The 21,910-nt window shown below is 69.8% G+C and carries 18 protein-coding genes; 4 read left to right on the top strand and 14 right to left on the bottom strand.

Annotated features, from left to right (window positions below; all coding sequences use genetic code 11):
• Nucleotides 1-23 precede the first annotated feature (23 nt).
• The 7 genes from ACRYM2_RS13995 to ACRYM2_RS13965 all read right to left on the bottom strand — a co-directional run bounded on the left by ACRYM2_RS13995 (nt 24) and on the right by ACRYM2_RS13965 (nt 9,152).
• Nucleotides 24-4,223 (bottom strand): tetratricopeptide repeat protein, encoded by a 4,200-nt coding sequence (locus ACRYM2_RS13995; RefSeq protein ID WP_432523005.1) that lies wholly within the window; start codon nt 4,221-4,223, stop codon nt 24-26.
• Between the two features lie 36 nt (nt 4,224-4,259).
• Entirely contained in the window at nt 4,260-4,592 is a 333-nt protein-coding gene (locus ACRYM2_RS13990; protein WP_432523004.1) for a trypco2 family protein, read from the bottom strand.
• A gap of 302 nt (nt 4,593-4,894) precedes the next feature.
• Nucleotides 4,895-5,077, bottom strand: coding sequence for a ParB family protein (locus ACRYM2_RS13985; RefSeq protein WP_432523002.1), 183 nt, complete (start codon nt 5,075-5,077; stop codon nt 4,895-4,897).
• A gap of 86 nt (nt 5,078-5,163) precedes the next feature.
• The gene (locus tag ACRYM2_RS13980) at nt 5,164-5,925 is read right to left on the bottom strand and encodes a ParA family protein (RefSeq protein WP_432523001.1); all 762 of its coding nucleotides are present in this window, start codon (nt 5,923-5,925) and stop codon (nt 5,164-5,166) included.
• Nucleotides 5,922-7,424: a ParB/RepB/Spo0J family partition protein gene (locus tag ACRYM2_RS13975; RefSeq protein WP_432523000.1), complete on the bottom strand. Its 1,503-nt coding sequence runs from the start codon at nt 7,422-7,424 to the stop codon at nt 5,922-5,924. Before ACRYM2_RS13975 ends, ACRYM2_RS13980 begins: the two co-directional genes overlap by 4 nt.
• A 315-nt stretch (nt 7,425-7,739) precedes the next feature.
• The gene (locus tag ACRYM2_RS13970) at nt 7,740-8,300 is read right to left on the bottom strand and encodes an AAA family ATPase (RefSeq protein ID WP_432522999.1); all 561 of its coding nucleotides are present in this window, start codon (nt 8,298-8,300) and stop codon (nt 7,740-7,742) included.
• Nucleotides 8,301-8,483: 183 nt separating this feature from the next.
• The gene (locus ACRYM2_RS13965; protein ID WP_432522998.1) at nt 8,484-9,152 is read right to left on the bottom strand and encodes a coiled-coil domain-containing protein; all 669 of its coding nucleotides are present in this window, start codon (nt 9,150-9,152) and stop codon (nt 8,484-8,486) included.
• Nucleotides 9,153-9,816: 664 nt separating this feature from the next.
• Here ACRYM2_RS13965 and ACRYM2_RS13960 point away from each other — a divergent pair.
• Nucleotides 9,817-11,370 (top strand): LbetaH domain-containing protein, encoded by a 1,554-nt coding sequence (locus tag ACRYM2_RS13960; RefSeq protein WP_432522997.1) that lies wholly within the window; start codon nt 9,817-9,819, stop codon nt 11,368-11,370.
• Nucleotides 11,371-11,372: 2 nt separating this feature from the next.
• Here the strand turns inward: ACRYM2_RS13960 and ACRYM2_RS13955 are convergent, their stop codons facing one another.
• From ACRYM2_RS13955 to ACRYM2_RS13930, 6 genes are all read right to left on the bottom strand, one after another.
• Nucleotides 11,373-13,730 carry a hypothetical protein gene (locus ACRYM2_RS13955; protein ID WP_432522996.1) on the bottom strand — a complete coding sequence of 786 codons (2,358 nt, stop codon included), beginning with the start codon at nt 13,728-13,730 and terminating at the stop codon, nt 11,373-11,375.
• Between the two features lie 203 nt (nt 13,731-13,933).
• Nucleotides 13,934-14,119 carry a hypothetical protein gene (locus ACRYM2_RS13950; protein ID WP_432522994.1) on the bottom strand — a complete coding sequence of 62 codons (186 nt, stop codon included), beginning with the start codon at nt 14,117-14,119 and terminating at the stop codon, nt 13,934-13,936.
• Nucleotides 14,120-14,371: 252 nt separating this feature from the next.
• Entirely contained in the window at nt 14,372-14,995 is a 624-nt protein-coding gene (locus ACRYM2_RS13945; RefSeq protein ID WP_432522993.1) for a phosphatase PAP2 family protein, read from the bottom strand.
• Nucleotides 14,992-16,092, bottom strand: coding sequence for an MAB_1171c family putative transporter (locus ACRYM2_RS13940; protein WP_432523019.1), 1,101 nt, complete (start codon nt 16,090-16,092; stop codon nt 14,992-14,994). Before ACRYM2_RS13940 ends, ACRYM2_RS13945 begins: the two co-directional genes overlap by 4 nt.
• A 23-nt stretch (nt 16,093-16,115) precedes the next feature.
• On the bottom strand, nt 16,116-16,682 hold the full coding sequence (locus tag ACRYM2_RS13935) for a hypothetical protein (RefSeq protein WP_432522992.1): 567 nt from the start codon (nt 16,680-16,682) through the stop codon (nt 16,116-16,118).
• 114 nt (nt 16,683-16,796) lie between these two features.
• Nucleotides 16,797-17,600: a helix-turn-helix domain-containing protein gene (locus ACRYM2_RS13930; RefSeq protein ID WP_432522991.1), complete on the bottom strand. Its 804-nt coding sequence runs from the start codon at nt 17,598-17,600 to the stop codon at nt 16,797-16,799.
• Nucleotides 17,601-17,819: 219 nt separating this feature from the next.
• Between ACRYM2_RS13930 and ACRYM2_RS13925 the strand changes: the two genes are divergently transcribed.
• Both ACRYM2_RS13925 and ACRYM2_RS13920 read left to right on the top strand, forming a co-directional pair.
• The gene (locus ACRYM2_RS13925) at nt 17,820-18,341 is read left to right on the top strand and encodes a hypothetical protein (RefSeq protein WP_432522990.1); all 522 of its coding nucleotides are present in this window, start codon (nt 17,820-17,822) and stop codon (nt 18,339-18,341) included.
• A 17-nt stretch (nt 18,342-18,358) separates the two neighbouring features.
• Complete coding sequence (locus ACRYM2_RS13920; protein WP_432522989.1) at nt 18,359-18,856, top strand: hypothetical protein; 498 nt, start codon at nt 18,359-18,361, stop codon at nt 18,854-18,856.
• 25 nt (nt 18,857-18,881) lie between these two features.
• On the opposite strand, the gene ACRYM2_RS13915 is transcribed toward ACRYM2_RS13920, so the two are convergent.
• Complete coding sequence (locus ACRYM2_RS13915) at nt 18,882-19,388, bottom strand: helix-turn-helix domain-containing protein (protein WP_432522988.1); 507 nt, start codon at nt 19,386-19,388, stop codon at nt 18,882-18,884.
• Nucleotides 19,389-19,885: 497 nt separating this feature from the next.
• On the opposite strand from ACRYM2_RS13915, the gene ACRYM2_RS13910 reads away from it, so the two are divergent.
• On the top strand, nt 19,886-21,841 hold the full coding sequence (locus ACRYM2_RS13910; protein ID WP_432522987.1) for a hypothetical protein: 1,956 nt from the start codon (nt 19,886-19,888) through the stop codon (nt 21,839-21,841).
• Nucleotides 21,842-21,910 lie beyond the last annotated feature (69 nt).

Here is a 21,910-nt window from a genome sequence, read left to right as displayed (position 1 = left end):
GAGCCATCTATCCGTGATGTCGCTCAATTGCTGCCAGTTTGTCGAATCTTGCCGAATGTGTTCAGTGCTTCTGCGTAGCGCTCCTCGTAAACGCTCGGCCACCGGTCGGCTAGATCGCCCAATAAGTTAACACTTTCAGTGATGACCTTCAGCGCCTCCGCCTGCTGGCCGAGATCGCCCAGCCTGTTCGAGAGGTTGTTCAGCGACCCGACTAGGTAGGGCAAGAACGCTTCCGGGCGCGCAGCGGCCAGCTGCCGGTAGGTGTCGCTGGCTTCGATGATGGCCTCCAGTGCCTCCTCGTGCCGGCCGAGATCACTCAGCCGGACCGAGAGGTTGTTCAGCGACATGGCCAGGTCGGGCAAGAACGCTTCCGGGCGCGCAGCGGCCAGCTGCCGACGAATGGCCACCGCCTCGGTGATGGCCTCCAGTGCCTCCTCTCGCCGGCCGAACTCGCTCAGCCGGTTCGAGAGGTTGTTCAGCGACCCGGCCAGGTCGGGCAAGAACGCTTCCGGGCGCGCAGCGGCCAGCTGCCGGCGAACGGCCACCGCCTCGGTGATGGCCTCCAGTGCCTCCTCGTGCCGGCCGAACTCGCTCAGCCTGTGCGAGAGGTTGTTCAGCGACATGGCCAGGTTGGGCAAGAACGCTTCCGGGCGCGCAGCGGCCAACTGCCGGTAGGTGTCGCTGGCTTCGATGATGGCCTCCAGTGCCTCCTCGTGCCGGCCGAACTCGCCCAGGTTGTTCGAGAGGTTGTTCAGCGACATGGCCAGGTCGGGCAAGAACGCTTCCGGGCGCGCAGCGGCCAGCTGCCGACGAATGGCCACCGCCTCGGTGATGGCCTCCAGTGCCTCCTCTCGCCGGCCGAACTCGCTCAGCCGGTTCGAGAGGTTGTTCAGCGACCCGGCCAGGTCGGGCAAGAACGCGTCCGGGCGCGCAGCGGCCAGCTGCCGACGAATGGCCACCGCCTCGGTGATGGCCTCCAGTGCCTCCTCTCGCCGGCCGAGATTGCCCAGGTTGTTCGAGAGGTTGTTCAGCGACCCGGCCAGGTTGGGCAAGAACGCGTCCGGGCGCGCAGCGGCCAGCTGCCGACGAATGGCCACCGCCTCGGTGATGGCCTCCAGTGCCTCCTCTCGCCGGCCGAACTCGCCCAGCCTGCTCGAGAGGTTGTTCAGCGACCCGGCCAGGTAGGGCAAGAACGCGTCCGGGCGCGCAGCGGCCAGCTGCCGGCGAACGGCCACCGCCTCGGTGATGGCCTCCAGTGCCTCCTCTCGCCGGCCGAACTCGCTCAGCCTGTTCGAGAGGTTGTTCAGCGACCCGGCCAGGTAGGGCAAGAACGCGTCCGGGCGCGCAGCGGCCAGCTGCCGGCGAACGGCCACCGCCTCGGTGATGGCCTTCAGTGCCTCCTCTCGCCGGCCGAGATCGCCCAGCCTGTTCGAGAGGTTGTTCAGCGACCCGGCCAGGTCGGGCAAGAACGCGTCCGGGCGCGCAGCGGCCAGCTGCCGGCGAACGGCCACCGCCTCGGTGATGGCCTCCAGTGCCTCCTCTCGCCGACCGAGATCGCCCAACCTGTTCGAGAGGTTGTTCAGCGATATGGCCAGGTCGGGCAAGAACGCGTCCGGGCGCGCAGCGGCCAGCTGCCGGTAGGTGTCGCTGGCTTCGATGATGGCCTCCAGTGCCTCCTCTCGCTGGCCGAGATCGCCCAGGTTGTTCGAGAGGTTGTTCAGCGACATGGCCAGGTCGGGCAAGAACGTATCCGGGCGCGCAGCGGCCAGCTGCCGGTAGGTGTCGCTGGCTTCGATGATGGCCTCCAGTGCCTCCTCTCGCTGGCCGAGATCACTCAGCCGGACCGAGAGGTTGTTCAGCGACCCGGCCAGGTCGGGCAAGAACGTATCCGGGCGTACCGCGGCCAGCTGGCGGTGAACGGCCACCGCCTCGGTGATGGCCTCCAGTGCCTCCTCTCGCCGGCCAAGATTTGCCAACCTGTTCGAGAGGTTGTTCAGCGACCCCGCCAGGTCGGGCAAGAACGTATCCGGGTCAGAGCTGGCCCAACCTCGGTAGGTCGTAGTGAGGCGTTGGGTGAGCTCGGCGGCGGCGTCTAGTAGATTACGGCTGTTTGACGGCAGCGCATCGGTCAGCGCCTCAAGAAGCTCGCAGGAAACGCTGGGGTTGCCTGCCAGTTGGCGCAGTGCCGCAACCAAAGGGTCGGGACCCTCTGTCTGGGTGGCGACCTGGACAGCCGGGACGGCAAGGACGTCGGGGTGGCGGATACACAGATTGGTCAGCGCCGCACTAAGGCGACTGTCTGCGGCAGGGTGGTGCGCGGCGCGGGCGTACACGGTGAGCAGTTGGCCTGCCTGCATAAGACCCGATCCATCGACCAGGTCATCGAGCAGGGAGATTGACCCCCGGTCGAGGTGGGTCGCCAAGCGGGTGCCGATGAATCGTTCCGCGAGGCGGTCCGGTTGCAGGCTGTCCCACGGACGGCCGGGGACGGACGGGGGGTACAGGTGGGTGATCCACTGCCTTACGCTGTCTCGGCGATCCCGAGGCTGATCACTCAACCCTGGAACACGGTGTAGGAGAGCATCGGCGTCCTCGGTGTCGCTAGCGCCGAGCAAGAACGCGGCGGTCAGCGCATCCTCGAGCGTCTGCTTGCCCAACGCCAACTTGTAGGTGTTGGCGCTGGACGTCCAGTAGCGCCGCTCGTGGTGCAGCAACCGGTCCTCGACCCGGTTCGCTATAGCTGGGGCGAACCCACCTCCGTCCTCGTCACCGAAGGCTGCGCCGCCCGTCCCGACGACGCTGTCGGGCGGACTCACGGCATCAAGCAGATCGGCCAGTGCGCTCATGTGCAACGTCAACGCTGAGGCGGAAACTCCCCAGCCGGACTCGGATGCGGTTGATGGCTCACCAGACGGCGCATCGGCCTGAACGTTCGACTGGCCGATCAGGCGGTCAGCGACGGCTGCCCAGTCGTGCTGCTGTTGGCCCGGCAGTGCAGGCAGAGCATCGGCGAAGCCGCGCACCGCCTGTCGGTAAGCCTCGACTTGGCCGCTGGGCTCGGGTTCCAGCGGTTCCAGCCGGACGACCGGTGCGCCTTCGAGGAGCTCACTGGCGTGGGCATCACTGGCGCGCAAGTCCTCCCACCAGTCACCGGCAGTGCGAGCCAACAGCAGCATCCGCCACGGCGATCTGCCGGCATGACCGGCCGCCGCGCGCAGTGCGGCGGTGACCTGCCCGGGCCGGGCCTCGGCGTAGTCCACGATCATCAGCAGCGGGACCGCCACGTCCGCCAGCACTGCCATGTCGTCTGCAGTGGTGTCCGCGCGCAGCCACAAGAAGGCCCACCGCTCAGCGGTCAGCCTGCGGGCCAGTTCTTGGGCCAGCCGGGTCTTGCCCTGCCCACCAGGGCCGTGCACCAGGCAGCCCGCGACCCCTGAGCCCTGCGCCCAGGCTGTCAGGTCCTGCAACAGCCGCTCACGACCGCGGAAGGGCACCACCTGGTGTCGGGCCCGCAGCAGTGAGGCCGGTGCCCGCACCAGGTCTGTCTCGGGCTCGATCAGGTGCTGCAGCTCCACCGGCTCCAGCACCGGCTCGCTGATGCCCTGGTCGGCGCGGGCAGCACGGAAGCCTGCATCGCGGTGCAGCAGGTACACCGGGGTCGCCTCGATCTGGGCGTGTTGGGTGCCGGTCGGGTCCGCGGTCACCACCCCGGTGAGCAGGTCGCCGCAGAACAAGGCCGCGCCCGACAGTCCCGCCCACGGGGAGGAGCCATCGGCAGTGGGCGTCGGCGGGTACCCGGACAGGGCCATCACGTACCGGTCGCCCACATACCGGTTACCCGGGTTGAGCGTGCCGGAGGGGTGCAACGTCTCCGCGGGCCGGCTCGCGCGCTGGGCCAGCGCCGGAAATCCCCAAGCCTGCGTAGCGATTCCGGGCTGGTTGGTGACCACTCGCCCCCACCGCACCCGGCCCGGCCGCGGCACCCAAGCGGCATCGCGAACCTCGACCAGGGCTGCATCAGCCCGCCCACCGGGTTCACCTCGCCACAGCACCACACCGTCGTAGGCCACCGGGTCCGCCGCGACCAGCACCTGCACCGCCGCGCCTGGTTCGGGGACGGCGTGCGCTGAGGTCAGGACCAGCCTTGGTCCGACGACGTAGCCCGATCCGAGCCCGAGGGACCCGCCGGTGCTCTGCACCACTACCACCCGGCCGGGCTCCACGCCGCTCTCCTTCTTCCCGGTCGACGTCGGCCAGTGTCAGCGGCCGACGTGCTCGCCGGCCACCGGCGGGGTCAGCTTCTCACCCGCTGCGCCGGAGATCAGCAGATCGCCCCCATCGGCTCGCTTCGGAGTCAATGTGACCGTCACCCGGTGCGTGCCCGTCCGCCCGACTCCAGCCTCTCCCTCGATCGAAGCCAGTACCCACGCCTTGAACCCGGCCTTAACCTTGGCGTCCGCGCGCAGCTCCACGCCGAACTCCATCTCGATCGGTCCTACCGCGAAGGCGATCTCCTGACCGGCTGCGCGTCCAGCAGCCGTCAGCAGTTCGTCGCGGATTGCCGCGACCGCGTCCGCCAGCTCAATCTCCACGCTTGCACCTCGGTCCCAAGTCGACCATCTAGCTGTCATCCACGACGCTGTCACCCTCACGGCCGATGTGGCGGCGCCTTCCGGTATTTGCGTACAGTCCCGACATGAGCTCCTCAAGGCGATTCACCAGGCCGACCTACTAAGGCCCTGTGGCTGCGCGCATGCGCGCTAGCTTCAACCGGTGCTGCCGATCACGGGATGCAGCCTAGCCCTGGTCGTCGCGCCGGCGCCGCTCACTGTGGCGTGAGCGTAGTCATCGGGCGACCGCCCTAATTTTCGGCGACGTCAGTGGTTCCGTGGGATCACTGCCTGCCTGGTGGGAGTGGCCGTCGGGGCTCCAGGGGCCACGGATGACCGTCGTTGTAGTGGCCCTCCAGCTCGGCGCAGTGCCGCTCCAGGGCGTCCTCGACGAGCTGGGCGAGGCTGTAGTCGCGGCCGGTGGCCAGCCGCATCCCGCGCACGCTGGCGCGGGCCCGGTCCTGCACGCTGCGGCGTACCTGAGTGGAGAACCGCTCCCGCCGGTCTGGTGCGCCAGCTTCGTCCGGTACGCCGGGGGCGTCGGGGGTGGCGCTCACGGCAGCAGCCCGGCGGCGTGCAGGTGCGCCACGACGGCCCGGTAGTCCTCGGTGACCGCGTCGCGGGGGGCGTGCAGCGGCAGCGGGCGCTGGTGGGCGTAGGCCTCAGGAATGCGCACCGAGCGGCGCACCGGCGGGGTGACCAGCTCGCCGTAGGTATCGCGCAGCAGCTGCAGCGCCTCGGTGTACGCGGCGCCGGAGGTGGCCGGCGGCACGATGCACGGGATGACCGCGCCCAGGCGCAGCTTGGGCACGTACGCCGCACGCACCTCCTCGATGGTCGACTCCATCTTGGGCAGGCCGGCCAGCTCCTTAATGGTGGGTTGGGCCACGGTGACCACGGCGTCGGAGGCGACGAGTGCGTTGACGGTCAGCACGCTCAGCGCGCCGGGGCAGTCAATGATCGTCACGTCCGCCGGGGTGGGCAGGGACTCCAGCGCCAGGCGCAGGCGCTGCTCAGCGCCCAGCGCCCGGGCCAGCTCGACGACGTCGCCGTCCAGGCGGTCGTTGGCCGGCAGCAGCCGCAGGTTCTCGACCTCGGTGTCCACGATGGCGTCGGCGGCCGCCGCGCGCTTGAGCAGCACGTCGCCGGTGGTGAGCTCGGGCTCGTCCACGCCCAGCCAGGTGCTGGCGTTGGCCTGGGCGTCGGAGTCGACGAGCAGGACGCTGTGCCCGGCTTCGGCCAGCAGCGCGGCCAGGCTGACCGCGGAGGTGGTCTTGCCGGCGGAGCCGGCCTGGTTGGCGAGGGTGAGGATCATGCGTTCGTTCCTTCCAGGGTCTCCTGCTCGGCGGTGATCTGCGGCGCGGTCCACAAGCCCGTCTGCTCGAGGCGGGCGGCTTCGGCGGGGGTGGGCACCCAGCCGACGCGGGAGAGCTGCTCGGCGAGGTGGACGTCGGCGGCATCCCACGCGCGGCCGCTCTCGCCCGCGTGCAGGTGCAGGGAGGCGATGGCCAGCGTCCACGCCAGGCGGGGGTGCTCGCTGGCGGGCACGCTGGCCTGCCACGACCGCGCGTCGGTTCCCGGCGCGCCGAGGAGATCCCCGACCCACTCGTGGGCGCAGCCCAGGACGTCGGCGGCGGGCGCCATCCCCTGCACCACCGCCGCGCTGAGGTCCGCCAACTGTCGGGCCGTCGAGGGGGCGGTGCGGGTCAGGCGGGCGCAGGCCGCGGCGCGCTGACGCGCGGCGTCCTCGCTGTCGACGGGGCTGCTGACCGAGCTGTTGACCTGGTCGGCGCCCTGCGGACCGTGCGAGCTGTCGTCGCCGGCCTGGCGCACGGGCGCCGTTTGAGCGGCGGCCTGCCGTGGCGCGGTGCGGGCAGCAGGTGCCCCACCACTCCCCCGCTGTTCGTCCTCGTCGAGCTGCTGCCCCTGCTGTGCCTCCTCGGCGGTCGCCGCTGCCGGATCCTCCCGCGGGTGGGTGGCACTCTCGCGCTGCTGAGCAACGTGCCCGACGGCGGTGCTCATGGGCCAGTTGCGCTGCAGCGCCAGCAAGAAGGCGGCGTCGCGGTCTTGCGCCGGGGCATCGGCCAGCATGAGGGCGTCACCGATGGCCAGCTCGCCGCTGCGTAGCGCGTCCTGCAGGTGCGCCGGCAGCTTCAACAGCCGTAGCCGCTTGCTGACGTGTGCCTGGCTGACGCCGTTCTCGGTGGCGATGGCTCGCTGGCTGAGTCCCAGGTCGACCAGCACGGAGAAAGCGCGGGCTTCCTCCAGCGGTGCTAGCTGCTGCCGGTGGACGTTCTCTGCCAGGAAGATGCGGGTGGCGCTGCGCTTGTCGGCGAGGTCGGCGCGGGTCAGCGCGGGCACGGTGGGCAGGCCCGCCTCGAGCGCGGCGGCGCGGCGGCGGTGGCCGGCCAGGACGACCCAGGGCTTTTCCCCTACGTGCTCGGCGTGGTGCGGGTGGGCGGCCAGGTGCTCCTCGCGGGGCACGACGATCAGTGGCTGCAGCACGCCCAGCTCGCGCATGGAGGACACCAGGCCGTCGAGGTCGCTCAGCGCCTCGCGGGGGTTGTCCGGGTGCTCGGCGATCTGGCGCGGGTCCAGGGCGAGGACCTCAGCGCCCGCTCGGGAGCCCTGGCGCTGGAGGGCCGCCACGATGCTGCCGCCGGCGCCTTCGCGCGGTGCGGGCAGCGGCGTGGTGGCCGACGGCTGCTGCGCGGTGGTCGCAGTCGAGACGGTGGAGGTGGCTGCGGTGGTCGGCCGGGCGATCTTGCGGACCGCCGCTCCCCCACCGATGCCGCGGTTCTTCGGTGGCGCCATCGCTGGCCTCCCTGTCGGCTCGTCAATGTAGGTAATGCCGACATTACGGAGTCGGAGCGTTGTGGCAGCGACGCCACGCCGAGGCCGTGCGCAGCGGCGTGGTGATTCCACGGAATCACCACGCCTCCGATCACCACACCTGGGACCACCACTCCCCCGCCGGTCCCGCCAGAACCTCACGGCTGCGCGCGGGCGTCCGCGGCAGGCGCACCACTGCTCCCCCGTGATTCCGCGGAATCAACGAGACCTGGCCGGCTGCGCCCGCGAATCGGAAGCGCCCCCATGCGACGGCGGCGGCCCTGGCGCCTGCTCGCGTCAGGGAACGACCCCCACCGCCCATCCACTGGCGTGGATGACATCGGCTGCGACCGCCGTCACCGCGCAGCCGTCGGTGACCACCCGCACGGTCTCCGCTGGCGCCCGCTCGGCCAGCAGGCGGGCCATCCTCCGGCTGCGCTGCAGGTGCGCGGTCAGCTCGCTGCCGCTTTCGCGCACAGCCAGGCGCGCGGCCACCGTCTCATCCGATGCGATCAGCTCGACCGCTACGACTTCGACGTCGTCGCTGCCGGCGGCGCGCACTGCACGCACGAGCATCTGCGGTTCCAGGACGCTGGCGGTGTTGATGTACAGCAGGCGGCGGTGGCCGATCGCGCGGTAGTTGCGCCACAGGGCCGCCAGATTGGCCTCGGTCAGTCGCGTGCCGTGCGGGTCGTCGGGCGCCTTGGGGTAGGCGGCATCGAGGTTGTCGCCTTCGATGTGGCAGTGCCCGATGCCCAGGACCTGCAGCTGGGCGGAGACCTCGTAGGCCACTGTCGTCTTCCCAGCGCCCGAGCGGCCTCCGATGAGCAGCAACTGCGCCGCGAGGTCCTGGTGCACGCTGGCAGTGCATCCAAGGACCGGTGGGGTGGTCCACTGCTTTTCGGCGACCTCGACCTGGTGCGCTCACCGCCACCCAGTGCTGCTGGCTGGTGCTGGCGCGGCTGGCGGTGATTCCGCGGAATCACCACCAGGCAGGGGAGAGGAGCATGGGGCCTCGCCGGTCCGGGTGATTCCGCGGAATCACTCCTCCTGCGCCCCCGAGGACTGCCGCTCCTTGCTAGTGCTGGTGCTGGTGCTGGTGCCTGCGCTCCGCCGGCTCGTCGGCTGGGCGCGCAGCCGCTCGACCTTGGCGCGCAGCCGCTCGACCTCGGCGTCCAGCACCCCGCGCACGTCTCGCACCCGCTGCTCGGCAGCCTCACGCTCACGCTGGACGTCTTGGCGCGCCGCGTCGCGTTCGGCGGCGGTGACCGCGAGGTCGGTGCGCAGCCGCGCGGCCTGCTCCTGCGCCTGCTGCTCACGCTCCCTGGCCTGCTCCGTCTGGGCCTGCGCCGCTCGCTGGCCTTCCTCGGCGCTGCGGCGGGCGTCGTCGGCCTCCTGCCAGCTCCGCTCGGCGGTCTCGATGCGCTGCGCGGCGGCGGCCCGTGCCTGCTCCAGGTCTCGTTGGTGCTCCTGCGCCGCCTGCTCGAGCTGACGCCGGTGGGCCTGCACCAGCTGCTCGCACTCGTCGGCGGCCGCGGCCAGGGCCTGCTCGTGCTGGCGGGTGAGGTCGTCGAGGTGCGCCTGTGCCTGCGCTGCGGCCTGCTCCAGCACCGCGCGGTGGGCCTGCTCCTGCTCCTGAAGGGCGCTCTTGGCCTCCCGCAGCTCGTCCTGGGTGGCCTGCATGGTCTGCTGCCACTGCGCGGAGTCCACCTCGTAGCGGGCCAGGGCGTCCTCGGCGGCGGCGTCGGCCTGCTCCCGGTCGGCCAGGGCTGCCCGGGTGGCCTGCTCGGCGCGGGCGGCGCGGGCGGAGGCGGCGGCGACCTGGCCGGCGGTCTCGCTGGTGACCGCCTCGATCTGCGCGGCCGCGGCCTCGGGGTCGGCGAGGACCCACAGCTCGTCGAGCAGGGCGCTCAGCTGGGTGACGAGGTGCTCGCCGACCTCGGCGACCTGCCCGCAGAGGGCTGCGGCGCGGGTGGCGGCGGAGTTGACCGGGCGGTTGTCCTAGCTCGGGGGAGTGCCTGCGCCGGCGGCGTTTAGGCGCCGTCGTTCGCGGAAGGCGATGGCGGCGGTGTGCTCCGGGTCGACGCAGTAGGCCGGGGCTGTGCGGTCGCCCACATCGGGGGAGCGGCCGGCTAGTCACAGCTGGGAAAGCGGCAGATGCGACAGGGCATGCCCGCCGAAATCCATGCAGTTATGCAACGTGGTGAGTGATTCCTTAGAATCACTCACCATGTGGTCACGGAACGGATCGGGGCCACCCGGCCACTGCTTAGGTCGCATGGAGTTTGAGCGGTGCGGCGGATCGCTCACCCTCGGTGCTCGCTGTCGCCGAAGCGCAATGCACTCCAGTGGGGGAGAGGACAGAATCACCGATATGGAGCCACAGCTGCCCAAGCCGAACCAGGGGAATTGGGACCAGACGCATGTCGCTGGAGGTTTGAGCGGCCGAGAGTGGGCAGCGATTTTCAGCATCCTTCTAGTTGGGCTCACAGTGGCGGTCATGCTGACGGTAGGGGTGCCGTACTGGCTCGTGAACCGAGAGGACTACCCCTGCACCACCGCCGAACCGAGCGCCTCTTGCATGGGGCCAGCCGGGGCGGACGGCATCGACGACCAAGCGCTAGATGCGGCCCGTAGCTCTGCCCGAGCACCATTCGGCGTCCTCGCGGGCGCTCTTCTCGCCGGCGCGGCGGCCGCCATCGGCGTCATCGTCAGCAGCCACAACGCCCGATTGACCCGCGACACGATCAACGAAGTCCGCCGAGCCAACAAGATTACCGAAGATCGCGACAGAGACATAGCGGACCGGGAGCGAGCGCGCACCGACGACGAGCGCTTCACTACTGCCATCGAGCAGCTCGGCCACGTCTCGGCCTCCGTACGCCTCGGAGGGCTCTACTCCTTGCAACGCCTTGCTCAACGTGACGTAGAACGGCTACCGACGATCGTGGACGTCTTCTGCGCTTATCTACGGCAGCCCTTTCACCATCCCGCCCACGACTGGAAGCCCGCTGCTGAGCAAGACGACGTGCTCGCGGAGCCACCAGCTCGCGCCTGGTGGCCAGCAAATCAGAGGGAACGCGACGACCGGGATGCTGAAGGAGAAGTCCGCCGTACGGCTGCGCTGCTTCTCACGGCGCTCCTGCCAGCAGCCACAAGTTCCACGCCGCCGTCTTTGCGCATCGACCTCAGTGGCGCCATGCTCGACGACCTCGACTTTTCGGGTCGACGCGTCGCCAGCCTTGAGCTGTCCAACAGCTACATCGACGTTGACCTGGGGTTAGAACAGGGCGCGCACATCGATGGTGACCTCCTGCTTAGATACGGTGCGCGCATCAACAACATTATGTCGCTGGATCAAAGTGCGTACATCGGCGGTGATCTTGTGTTGGGCTCTGGTGGGTCCATCAACGTAGAGCTTCTGCTGGGCCAAGATACATACGTCGGCGGACACGTTATCCTAGGTTCAGATGCGCACATCGGTAACCTTATTCTAGGTCAGGATGCGCACATCGGCCGCGACTTAACGCTAGGGGAAGGCGCGCACATTGGCGGCCACCTCCAGCTAGGACGAGGCGCGCACATTGACGGCCACCTCCAGCTAGGACGAGGCGCGCACATTGACGGCAACCTCACACTAAAGCAAGGCGCGCACATTAGCCGCGACCTTCAACTAGAACAGGACGCGCACATTGACGGCAACCTTACGTTAGCGGATGGAGCGCGATTGAAGAGAGCACTGATACACCCCGAGGTGGGAATGAGCGTTGAGTGGTTCACCTCCGCTGGTGTGCCAGTGAAGTGGATGCCGACAGAGCAACAATCAGACCATGTCACTACAGCAAGCACTGACGGCTCAGTAAGCAAGGAGTCGCCGGGCGATATAGGGCTAGCTGAAGATCAACATGGTGATATGCCTCTGTCATAACATTAGCAAGTGAGCGGTATTGCAGTCGCAGCAGCGGGAAGTTGCTCCCCTGCCGTAGTTGGGTTTAGCACTAGATTCCTGCCGAATAGCGGGGCGGCGTCCGGAGCGGCAAGTGCGTTGCTGCCGCGTGGGCGGTGTGGCAGTCCCCACCGGGCGCGGTGCTCGCTCCATGCGGTGACGAGCTGGTGCTGGGTCTGCGGGTCGTGGCTGCGCCAGAGCAGGATGCGCTGGGAGCGGCAGGTGTTGCGCTGCTGCTCGCTCATGCCGTTCCACCAGGCGAGGTAGCGCTCCCGCTCGTGGCCGCCGGCGCGCGTGCGGCGCTGGGCGATGGCGTGCTTGCGGCGGGCCTGCTCAGCAGGGGAGAGCGCGGTGAAGGCGGCCTCCGCCTGACAACGGCGCTGCTCGCGCTGCTCGGGGGGCAACGCCGCCCACCAGGCCTTCTGCCGGGCCACGTCGCGCTGGGCCTGGCGGCACAGGACGTGCTCCCGCTCGGCGAGCCACCGCTGCCGGCGTCGTGCGGGATCCATGCGGGCGCGGAAGTCGGCTCGCTCGGCCTCGACCCCGGCCCGCACGGCCTGGTGGCGTTCATGCCCGGCCTGGAGCACTTCAGTGCGGGCCAGCACCACGGTGTCGGGCTCGTCCTGGTGCTGCTCGGGCGATGTGGCGCTCCAGCGGCCGTGCTCGTCGACGGTGGCGAAGCCCAGCTCGGCGAGGTCCTGCAGGTACTGGCGCACGGTCCTGCGCTGGCGCTGGCTCAGGTCGGGGGTGGTGTCCACGGGGGTGCTCGCAGCAGCGGGCAGCAGTCCAGCCTGGTGAGCGAGGACTTCGGGAGGCAGCGGGGTGCGGGCGCTGCGCAGGGTGGTGAGCAGGTGGGTGCGGGGCAGCTTCAGGGAGCGGCGGAGGGGGAGCGTCGGCTGGGGGGGTGAAACCCTAGATGTGTCAGTACGCGACAGGCTCCCGCCCGCATCCTCCGGGTACCCCCTGCCCTCAGCGGCGCTGCCGGTGGCGCTGTCAGTGGCGTCGTCGCCCGTGGCAGGGGTGGTGAGGGCGCTGGGCAAGCCCCAGGTGTCGGCGGTGTCCGTCGTCCCGGTGACGTAGGTGGAGCGCACCTCCAGCAGCCCCTCGGCGACGAGGAAGTCGCGCACCTGGCGCACGGTGGTCAGGGAGCTGACCGCACAGTCGAGCACCAGGTCGCGCAACGGGATGGGCGTGGCCGTAGCGCCGACACGGGCCAGGCGGCCCAGGACCACGCTGTAGACCTCGCGGGCGCTGTGCCGCACACGCTCGGGCCAGGACAGCCAGCGCTGCAGCATCGCGGCGTGGGCCCGCTCCAAGGCGTGCCGCACCTCGCCCGAGGCACCACGCTGGCCCGGCTGATCGCCGGAGACGGCGCGGGTGCCGGCGGCGGGCTGCTGCGCGAGCTGGCCGCGGCGGGCGTTGAGCCAGTCGTCGGCGGCGCGTACCGCCGTGTTCCACACGTTCCACCACCAGCGCCGCCCGTTGGCGCGGGCCTTGGTGAAGGCGGTGGGGTGCGCGCTGGTGATGGCCCGCCATGCCTGCTCCTCGCCGTAGCCGGCCAGGACCAGCTCGCGGGTGGCCCGCAGCTCCAGCTCGGAGCGGGTGCTGGGGTCGCGGTCCAGACCAGCGGCGGCGGCCGCGGTGCGCCCGGAACGCAGGTAGGCGGCCCAACCGGTCGCCAGCGGCCGCTGCATGCGCGCCAGCGGCACCAGCGGCCCGTCCGGTCCGCTGCGGGCGCGCGGTGTGGAGGGCTGGGCCGCGCGCCGGGCGGCGATGCGGTGGGGGAGTGGCTGCAGGACCGCGCGCAGGTCCTCCAGCGCGGCGGTCAGGACCTCGACGTCCAGGGCCGGCGTGGGCTTGCGGCGGTGGGGTGCGCTCAACGGGCGAAGCTGGGTGCGCACGTCGATGTCGCGGGCGCCCAGCGGCTTGCCGCGTGGGCCCAGCTCGCGGCGCAGCCCGGCGACCAGCTCGGTGAGCTCCTCGCGGTGGCGGCCGGGGACGATGAAGACGTGGGCGCGGCCCGGCGCACCGCCGGAGGAGCGCACCAGGTGCCAGAGCCGCCGCTGAGAGGCGGTGCACCAGTCGCGCAGGGTCTCGACGATGACGTCCGCGCCGTGAGCGGCGTCGACGTCGATGCCGACGACCTCGGGGCGCAGCGTGCCGACGACGCTGGCGACCTCACCGCGCCCGATCAGGTCCAGGCACTGCTGCAGCAGGGGCGGCCGGGCGCCGGTGACGGCGCGGTTGTCGGCGTCGATGCAGAACCAGGAACGCTGCGTGAACAGCAGCTCGTCGATCTGCCGGCACAGCTCCCCGCGCAGGTCAGCGGCGGGGTCGGCCACGGCGACACGAGCGCGTGCGGGTGGTCGAACAGGGGAGGGTTGACGTACGCTGATGACCGAGCCTCCTAGCCAGGGGCACAGCAAAGGCAGGGCCCGCGATGCGGGACCTGTGGACAGCGGGCCGGTTGCGTTGGGGAACGTGGAGACCGGGCCGCGCGACTTATGGAGAGCCCCCCGCCGCCAAGCGGGGGGCTCTCCGTCGTTTAGGCGCTCTTCAAGTCGAGCTCCTCCTGCGTCGGGTCAGCCGGGGGCTCTGCGGGGTGCAGGCCGATCAGCTGCCCGTGCTCGTCGTAGATGGCGCGGGCCAGCAGCTCCTCCGTCAGCAGGGAGAAGGAGCAGTTGCGGGCCTCGCGGGCACGCCGGAACTTGGCGAGGGCCTCAGGGTCCACTCGCGTCGTCGGGAACTGCGCGGCCGCCGCCTTGTGCGGTCGGGCTGCTGCACCTCGGACTCGTGCCATGGCCGCTATCCAACCGGAGTTTGACTCCAAGTAGCGACATGCCGCGCGGCGTGTCGCGACGACCGCCGTCTCCGCACAACAAGCCGCGCCCCCCACAAGAGAGCGCTGACAGTGCGATGGCGTTCGCATGGCGAGCACAGTACTACCCGTGGTGCTGCACAGGCAGATGGGTGACAGGCGTCCTCAGCGCGCAGCGGTGAAGACGAGACCTGCGACCAGCGCACCGACGATGGCGCCAGTGATCACTTGGGCCTTGGTGTGGTCCTTCAGCACTACACGGGACCAGGCCGCGGCGAGGATCAGCGGCACGGTGATGGCCAAGGTCGCTGCACCGGCGGTGAGAGCCACGATGACCGCAGCACCGGCGATGACACCTGCGTGGACGGACATCTTCCACACCACCGTGACAGCCAGGCAGATCAGCAGGCCGGCGATGCTGGCGATGACCAGGGCGATGAGGTCGCTGGGCGCAGCGAGGCGATGCAGCAGGTACAGGCCTAGGCCGGCGGAGACGACCCCGAGGCACAGCGGGACGAAGCGCTGCTGCCGCACCCGCAGGTGGTGGTCGGTCCAGCGCTGGGCACGGACACCCAGCAGCACCACCCCGTAGGGCACGAGCACCACGAACAGCGCGGCCAGCAGTCCCCAGCCCAGGCCGGCCGCGATGGACTCGGAGGCACGCCAGCTGACGTACACGAGCGTCAAGAGAGCCAGCTGCGCCGGTGCGAGGACTTCCGTGAGGACGCGCGCCGCCTTGCGCTTCGGGGAGCTCGGAAGGGCGGGGGACATCGCCAGGTGGTTGCTCATCGCTGCTGGAGCTGCCTCATGTCGAGAAGGTGGACCGCGGTGGGGTAGGCCGCGGCGATGGCGAGCAGGTCGTCGACCTCGTTCGCGTGCGCTCGCTCGAGCGGCACGCTACCGGCCGCCGGCGATCCCTCGAGCTGGCGCCGGCGCGCCGCCTCCAGCTGCAGGGCAGCTCGAAGAGCGGACTGCTGCTCAGGCGCTGCTCCGGCCTGCACCACCGCGTCCTCTACGCAGGGCACGTACGGCAAGAGCGCCCGGATCCCGTCGCGGATCTCCACGGAGCGCCGGTACAGCCGCGCCTCGACCCCGCGCGGTGGGCGGGCCAGCACCGACTCGGGCGCCGCCTCACGCACCACCTCCCACAGGGGGCGCAGCGCGCGGTGCTGCTGACGCATCCGGATGCGGTGTGTGCGCTGCATGGAACGGTAGTAGGGCGACAAGACTCCGACGACGATCATCGACAAGCTCACGGTCAAGATCAGTTTCGTGGTGTTGGACGAGGAGGACTCCAACCAAGCCGGCGCCGCCTGAGCGTGCAGGAGTACCAGCAGGGCTGCCTTGTGAAGGACGTAGATCAAGGCCAAGGACGCACCCGCGCCTACGAGGTAGAAGCTCGTCCGCTCAACGCTCGGGCCGGCCTCCCGACGGCAGAAGGTGAACGATGAGCGCGCGACCTCCAGGCAGCCCGCTCCCATCGCGGCGATGAACACGAACCAGTAAGCCATGATCATCGGCTCTTGGAGCACCGCCTCCGCCATGGAGGACAGCCCGTCTCGTCGGGGAGCGGCGACGAAGCAGGCGGCGAGCAGGCCGATCGCGATGACGAGGCCACGGCGATAGGTTCGCCGCAGTCGCACCGCGTCGCTTGGCGTCACCTGCATCGCGCCGATCATCGCTTGTCGCAGGACGAGCAGGGCTGTCGAGTGCTTGATCAACTCGTGGACGTGCGGGACGCTCAGCAGCTCGTCGATGGCGCCGCCGACGGACGGCGAGTCCACCGTGAACCCGACGGAAGTGCCCAGCAGAGCTGTGGTCAGGTGATTGCCGCTGCGCAGGGAGTAGCCAGCTCGCCGCCAGCGCCACAGGGTGCTGATCCACAGCAGAGCGATGATCGGGACGGTGCTCAGGCGCTCCTCCTGGCCGGTCGCAGCAGCTCGGTCGCCCGGGTGTGAGCCGCCGTGGTCAGCAACGGGCTGGGGGCGAGGAGGTCGTGGCCGCAGGCCAGTCGGGTGGCCAACGTCTCCGCCTCTCGTTCCTCTCTGCTCTGGTAGCCATCGCGCGGAAGCCACGTCAGCTCGGCGCTGATGTCCTCATCGCCGTCGAAGACCGCTTCCATTCTGCTCCGAGGAACCGCCGCGGCCTTGGGGCCGATGTGCTGCAGCAGGATGTGAGCCACCTCGTGCAGCACGATGTGGCGGTGGTGAGCCGGCGTGGTCTGCTCGTCGGCGTAGATGCACAGCCGATCCGAGAAGTACAGCGTGCAGCCGGACAGGTGGGTGTTGAGGATGCGCCCCTCGAACCGTCGAAGGTCGTTGAAGGGCCGCAGCTGCACGGGGAAGTCGATGTGGTCGCTGACGGCGTCGAGCAGTCGATGTACGTCCCCGGCGGTGGGGAGGTCGCGTGCTTGCCGCCATGCGGATCGCACGCGGTAGCTACCACTCCAGCGCGACAGCCTTGCCCACTGCTGCACCTGACGACTCCGTATCACCCTCGGTACTGGCTGACGCAGGGATGATGCCACCTTCGTCGTCCCTCTCCTGAGGGGCAGCCATGTCCAGGTACCGGGGCCTGGGTGCTCAGGACGTCAAGAGCTGTGGTCGGCGCCGGGGCGCCCAGTCGCCTCGGTACTCTCCATGGCGTCGTCCGGGTCAGTGGTCGCTGCTTCGATCATTCGGGTGATCATGCGGATCTCGCGCGGGGACATCTGCAACGAGCGTGTGGCCCAAGAGGTGACCTCAGGGTGCTTCTGGATGGCTTGCATGAGGCTCAGCTTGGCGTCGATGCGGTCCACGCTCTCCTCATCGCCGAGGAAGTAGTTGGCGTTGACGCCGAACACCGTGGCCAGGGCCCGCAGCTGGCTGATCGTCGGGTCGTCCTTCTCACCGCGACGCAGGGCACTGAGGTAGCCCACCGACAAGGTCACGCCCATGTCCTGAACGGCAGCGCACACTTGGCGCAGGCTGTACTGGTTGCCCTCCGCGTCCCTGCGCACGTCGAACAGGCGGTTGATGCGCTCAGCCAGCGTCAAGGTCTCAAGCGTGTCCTCGCTCGCCTCCCTAGCGCCTTCGTCCAGCGAGGAGGCAGGCCCTGGCCGTACCTCGCTGGACCGACCGGCATCTTCGCCGACCTCACCGAAGAAGTAGCCGACGGGGACGTTGAACACTTCCGCCAGCGCGCGCAGGCTATCGACAGTGGGGTTGCTCTTGCTTCCCCGCCGCAGTTGGGTGATGTAGCTGGCCGTGACGGGATGGCCGTTCTCAAGGGTCTTGTCGGCCACTTCTTGCGCGGTGAGCGGTCCTCGGCCTTGGGGATGTACCACGCGGAAGAGGTACTCAAGGCGAGCAGCGATCGAGCCTTCGACCGGCTCTTGCCTGAGCCTGCGCGGCATCGAGCCCCCTCTCCTCGCCGGGCGCCGTCCCCTCAAGCCCGCATGGTGTCCGCACATGCTGGCACATCGGGTGTGGCAGAAGTTGGCGGGATCATCGAAGACGACACAACGTCACCCACACCCTTTGCTCTCACAGTGCTCAGAGGGCATGATGTGTCTATCCGGGCGAACGCAACGACACTCAGAGAGCGATGCATCACCGGGTCAAAGGTTGAGGAGGTGACGGCGGTGCTGAGAGCAGCCTTGAGGACGACCCGCTGTTACCGCCTTCTCGCCGACCTGCGGGTCCCTGTAGGTGTCACCGGCGTCGACTTCCTAGCCCTGGTCGCCGACTCCATGGGGGAGGGCATCCACGTGTTCCCAGCACCCGACCTGATGCGCACCGAGGACCGGGTCGGCGAGGCGGTGCGCATCGGTGGTGCGCTGGTCGTCAGCTACGACGCAGACCTGCGCGATGCGCCGCTGGACAACACGCTCTTCCACGAGGGTGCTCACATCCTGCTCGGGCACCTCGACGACGCCTCCGCCGGAGAACGGCTGCAGGCACTGCACTCCGCCTCCAGAAGCGATGGCCAGCGACCGGCTCAGGCGCGCAGCCAACTGCCGGCCGGGGTGGGGCGTGGGCGGTGGGACCTAGAAATGGAACGCGACGCGGAGACGATGGCGCAGATGCTCATGCTGCGTCGCAGCACGTCTCCTCGCACCAGCCGAGCCGCGGCCCTGCGGCTGCGAAGCGCGTGAGGACTGCGAAGGCTCAGATGCACCGGAACATCTTCTGCTCCCGCTCGCTGCTCGCGGCGATCGCGCAACGCCGACACCTGCTGCCCCTGCGCCGCGACCTGCTGCGCGTGTGCCCGGGCTACGCCTACCCGGAGCGTCACCCGCATCCCCGGTACGCCTTGCAGCAGGTGACCACCGACATCCACGACTGCCTTCTGCGACTGGCCGAGCAGGAGACGGCCGACACCCAGGCCCTCGCCTTCCGCCTCGCCGCCGACTTGGCGCCAAGCTCAGGCGAGTCCGCTCCTCTGCTCGCTTGGGCGGTGCGGATCGAGCGGACCCGGCGGTTGCTGCTGCGAGAGGCCGGCACTCCCAGCCGCACCTCGCTGGAGGCGCCGCGGGGGGGCGACACGCTCGCGGCGCCGGCTGGCATCGCGCTGGAACTGCCCGCATGGCTGCACTTGGAGCAGGCGCGGCGGGTGGTCATCGGCTCGCGCATCGACCTGGTCGCTGCGGGGGAGCAGGTCGCGGTCTAGGGCGCGGGCCGCTGCCAGGGGAGGGCTACTCGCCCTCGCCGTCGTCGTCGAGGTTCGCGTTCACCGGGCGCGTGCGTCCGGCAACGCCTTTGCGGCCGCCGAGGTCGGAACTCTGCAGCAGGGAGGCGATGCGTTCCCAGCGCTCGGCCTGCGCCCGCGCCTGGTCAGGCGAGTCAGCACTCCCGAGAGCACGCGAGCTCGGCATCACGATGTTGTGCTTGCGCATGACGCGAGCCATCTCCAGGGCTGCGGCGATCTCCTCGCGCGACTGCTCCTCAAAGAAGTACGTCACCGGAACGCCGAAGAAGTCCGCCAAGGCCCGCAGGCGATTGACGGTCGGATTGTCCTTCGCTCCGCTGCGCAGCGCGTAGATGTAGCTGGCGGCGACCTTGTCTCCGCGCTCGGTCAAGGCTGCGGCGACTTCCTCAACGGTGTATGGCCCGCGGTCCGCAGGGTGCGCATACTCGAAAAGCAGGTCCAATCGCTGGGCGATGGACCCTTCTTCGGGCTGCGATTTCCGCGGAATCGGCACGCGAGACCCCGCCCTTCTCATCTTCTCGGCACAACGTTCGTGGTCGCACCGATTGTGGCAGGTGAGCGCCGGACCCACCGACCTCGGTGCTGATCATGCCCTCAGTGGAGCAGCGGACCACTCTGAGTGGGCTACTACACTCACAGCGTACTCAGGGGCTATCTTCTCTACTGCATGACCTGCAGAGACCGCCTCACTCTGGGGCCTGCGGGCGCAGCTTCGCCGTCTCCGGGCGTCGAAGCCCGCACCGACGGACCCGGAGTCGTCAGCACCGGGAGCCGCCGTGCCTGTCCTCGCCCCCGCGCGTACGGCACACCGGCCTCCCTCCGGGCCTCAGCTCAGCCCGGCTGATGAGGCGCCTGCCCCCTGGTGATCCCCCTACTTGCGAGGTCTTGATGCAGCACTTCCCAGAAGCGGCGCCAGCCGACGGCTCGCAGCGCGCGCTCTCGCGCAGCCGGCGCCGAACCCGCACCCGATCCGCGGCCACGGCCATCGCCTTGGCCGCGGGGACGTCCACGCTGCTGGCCGGCCCGGCGCACGCGGCGGCCTCCGCGGCCGCCAGCCCTCGACCCGCTCAGGAGTGGCTCGCCTTCAGCGTCCAGGGCAGCGATGAGTCCACGCGCCTGTTCACCGCCGGCGTGCCTGGCGGCGGCACGATGGTCTCGCTTTTCCAGCAGCCCGAGCAGGTCAACGGCGCCAGCCCGAAGCCGCGCACGCTGACGCTCACCATCGACGGGGAAGCCGTTGCCGCCGGTGCGGCCACGCTCGTGGACGGCACGATGGTGCCCTCCGCCGGCGCCGAGCTGGAGCAGAAGCAGTCCGGGGACACCACGACCGTCAAGGTGAAGGTGACCGGGAAGGCGAGCACGCTGTTCCTGCTCCCCGAGCAGGCGCCGCTCGCGCCGGACCCGGATGACCAGGGCGCTCTGACCAAGGCGTGGAACACGGTCATCGGTTTCTTCCTCGGCTTCAACGACGACGAGGACGAAACCTCCACGGACGGCAACGCCGACGAGCAGGACGCCGACGAGCAGGACGCCGACGAGCAGGACGCCGACGAGCAGCGGCCGCAGGAGGAGCCGTCCAGCGCAGCCCCGACGAGCGCTCCCGAACCGAGCAGCACCCAGCGGGCGGATGAGCAGGACGGTGCGGACCCGCAGGAGCCGGAGGCGGACGAGACCGCCACCTCCTCTGCGACGGCATCACCCACTGCTTCCGCGCAGGACGAGGAGGCGGGCTCCGGTACGGATCAGGACAGCGACACCTGCGTGACCACTCAGAGCGAGAAGGACAGCTCCGAGGTGCAGGACCAGCAGGCGGAGGACTACGCGGTCAGCGACGGCCCCTCCGCCGCGCCCACCTTCAGCGAGGAGACCCGCCGCAAGGCCGCCGCGCGGGCGTCGGACTGCGGCGAGCCGGGCCAGGCGGGGAGCGAGGACAGCGAGGACGGCCAGGACAGCGAGGCTGCGGCGTCTCCGTCGAGCAGCACCTCCACCGCTGCAGGCGTGACCCGAGCCGCCATCAAGGCGGGGGACTGGCTCTCCGGGGCCTCCGGGGACACCGGCGCCATCGGCCAGCTGCGCGGCACCCCTACCGAGATCGCCACCACCTGGGCCAACGGCGGCGACAACGGCATCAACGTGCCGCAGCTGCAGCCCGGCGGCGAGTACGCCGAGGACAAGTGGAACAAGTCCCTGATCATCTCCGTCTCGCCCTTCGAGGAGGGCGGGTCCTGGGCCGCGGCCGCCGCCGGCGAGTACGACGAGAAGTGGAAGCAGCAGCTCACCAACATCAAGAAGGGCTGGGGCGAGCGCGACGGCATCCCGTTCATCTCGCTGGGCTGGGAGATGAACGGCAGCTGGTTCGCCTGGTCGGTCACCGCGGGGGAGACCGAGCAGTTCAAGCAGGCCGCCGAGCGCTACCGCAAGCTGCAGAAGCAGATCATGCCGCAGGCGCTGCTGACCGCGACGCTGAACCGGGAGTCCAACGGCTACGACGGCAACTCCGCGGACCTGCTGGAGAAGGGCGTCTGGGACGTCTACGGGGTGGACTACTACAACCACTACCCCTACGCCGCCACGCGCGAGGAGTTCGACGCCGGCTTGGACGAGCTCGACGGCGGTGGTGGCCCCAAGGGGCTGGCCGCGCACCAGCAGGTCGCCAAGAGCCTGGGCATCCCGATGGTGCTGCCGGAGTGGAACGGCTCGGGCAAGAACGGTGACAGCCCCGGCTTCTTCGAGGGCATGTACGACTTCTTCTCCTCCAACGCCGGCTCCGGCCCCGGTCAGGTCCTCGCCGAGACGATCTTCGAGATCGACAAGGACGAGAACAACTGGAAGCTGACCGGCGGCACGAAGATGCCGAAGTCCGCTCAACAGTACGCCCAGCTGTGGAGCGACGTCGGCGCCGGCTCGAGCAGCACCGACGAGGCCAGCACCTCCGCGCAGGGCTGAGGTCCGCGAGGACGGCACGACCGGCCCGGTGGGGCAGCTGCGCGCAGCTGCCCCACCGGGCCGGTCGTG

The organism is Kineococcus aridisoli (assembly GCF_050871885.1).
Lineage (GTDB): Bacteria > Actinomycetota > Actinomycetes > Actinomycetales > Kineococcaceae > Kineococcus.
Note: the sequence above shows the minus strand (reverse complement) of the source record. Positions and strands in the feature narration are given on the sequence as shown.

Excerpts from the sequence above, each read along its gene's own strand:
- ACRYM2_RS13980 (WP_432523001.1), bottom strand. The coding sequence starts at position 5,925 with ATGATCCTCACCCTCGCCAACCAGGCCGGCTCCGCCGGCAAGACCACC.
- ACRYM2_RS13975 (WP_432523000.1), bottom strand. The coding sequence starts at position 7,424 with ATGGCGCCACCGAAGAACCGCGGCATCGGTGGGGGAGCGGCGGTCCGC.
- ACRYM2_RS13960 (WP_432522997.1), top strand. The coding sequence starts at position 9,817 with ATGGAGCCACAGCTGCCCAAGCCGAACCAGGGGAATTGGGACCAGACG.
- ACRYM2_RS13945 (WP_432522993.1), bottom strand. The coding sequence starts at position 14,995 with ATGAGCAACCACCTGGCGATGTCCCCCGCCCTTCCGAGCTCCCCGAAG.
- ACRYM2_RS13930 (WP_432522991.1), bottom strand. The coding sequence starts at position 17,600 with ATGCCGCGCAGGCTCAGGCAAGAGCCGGTCGAAGGCTCGATCGCTGCT.
- ACRYM2_RS13920 (WP_432522989.1), top strand. The coding sequence starts at position 18,359 with ATGCACCGGAACATCTTCTGCTCCCGCTCGCTGCTCGCGGCGATCGCG.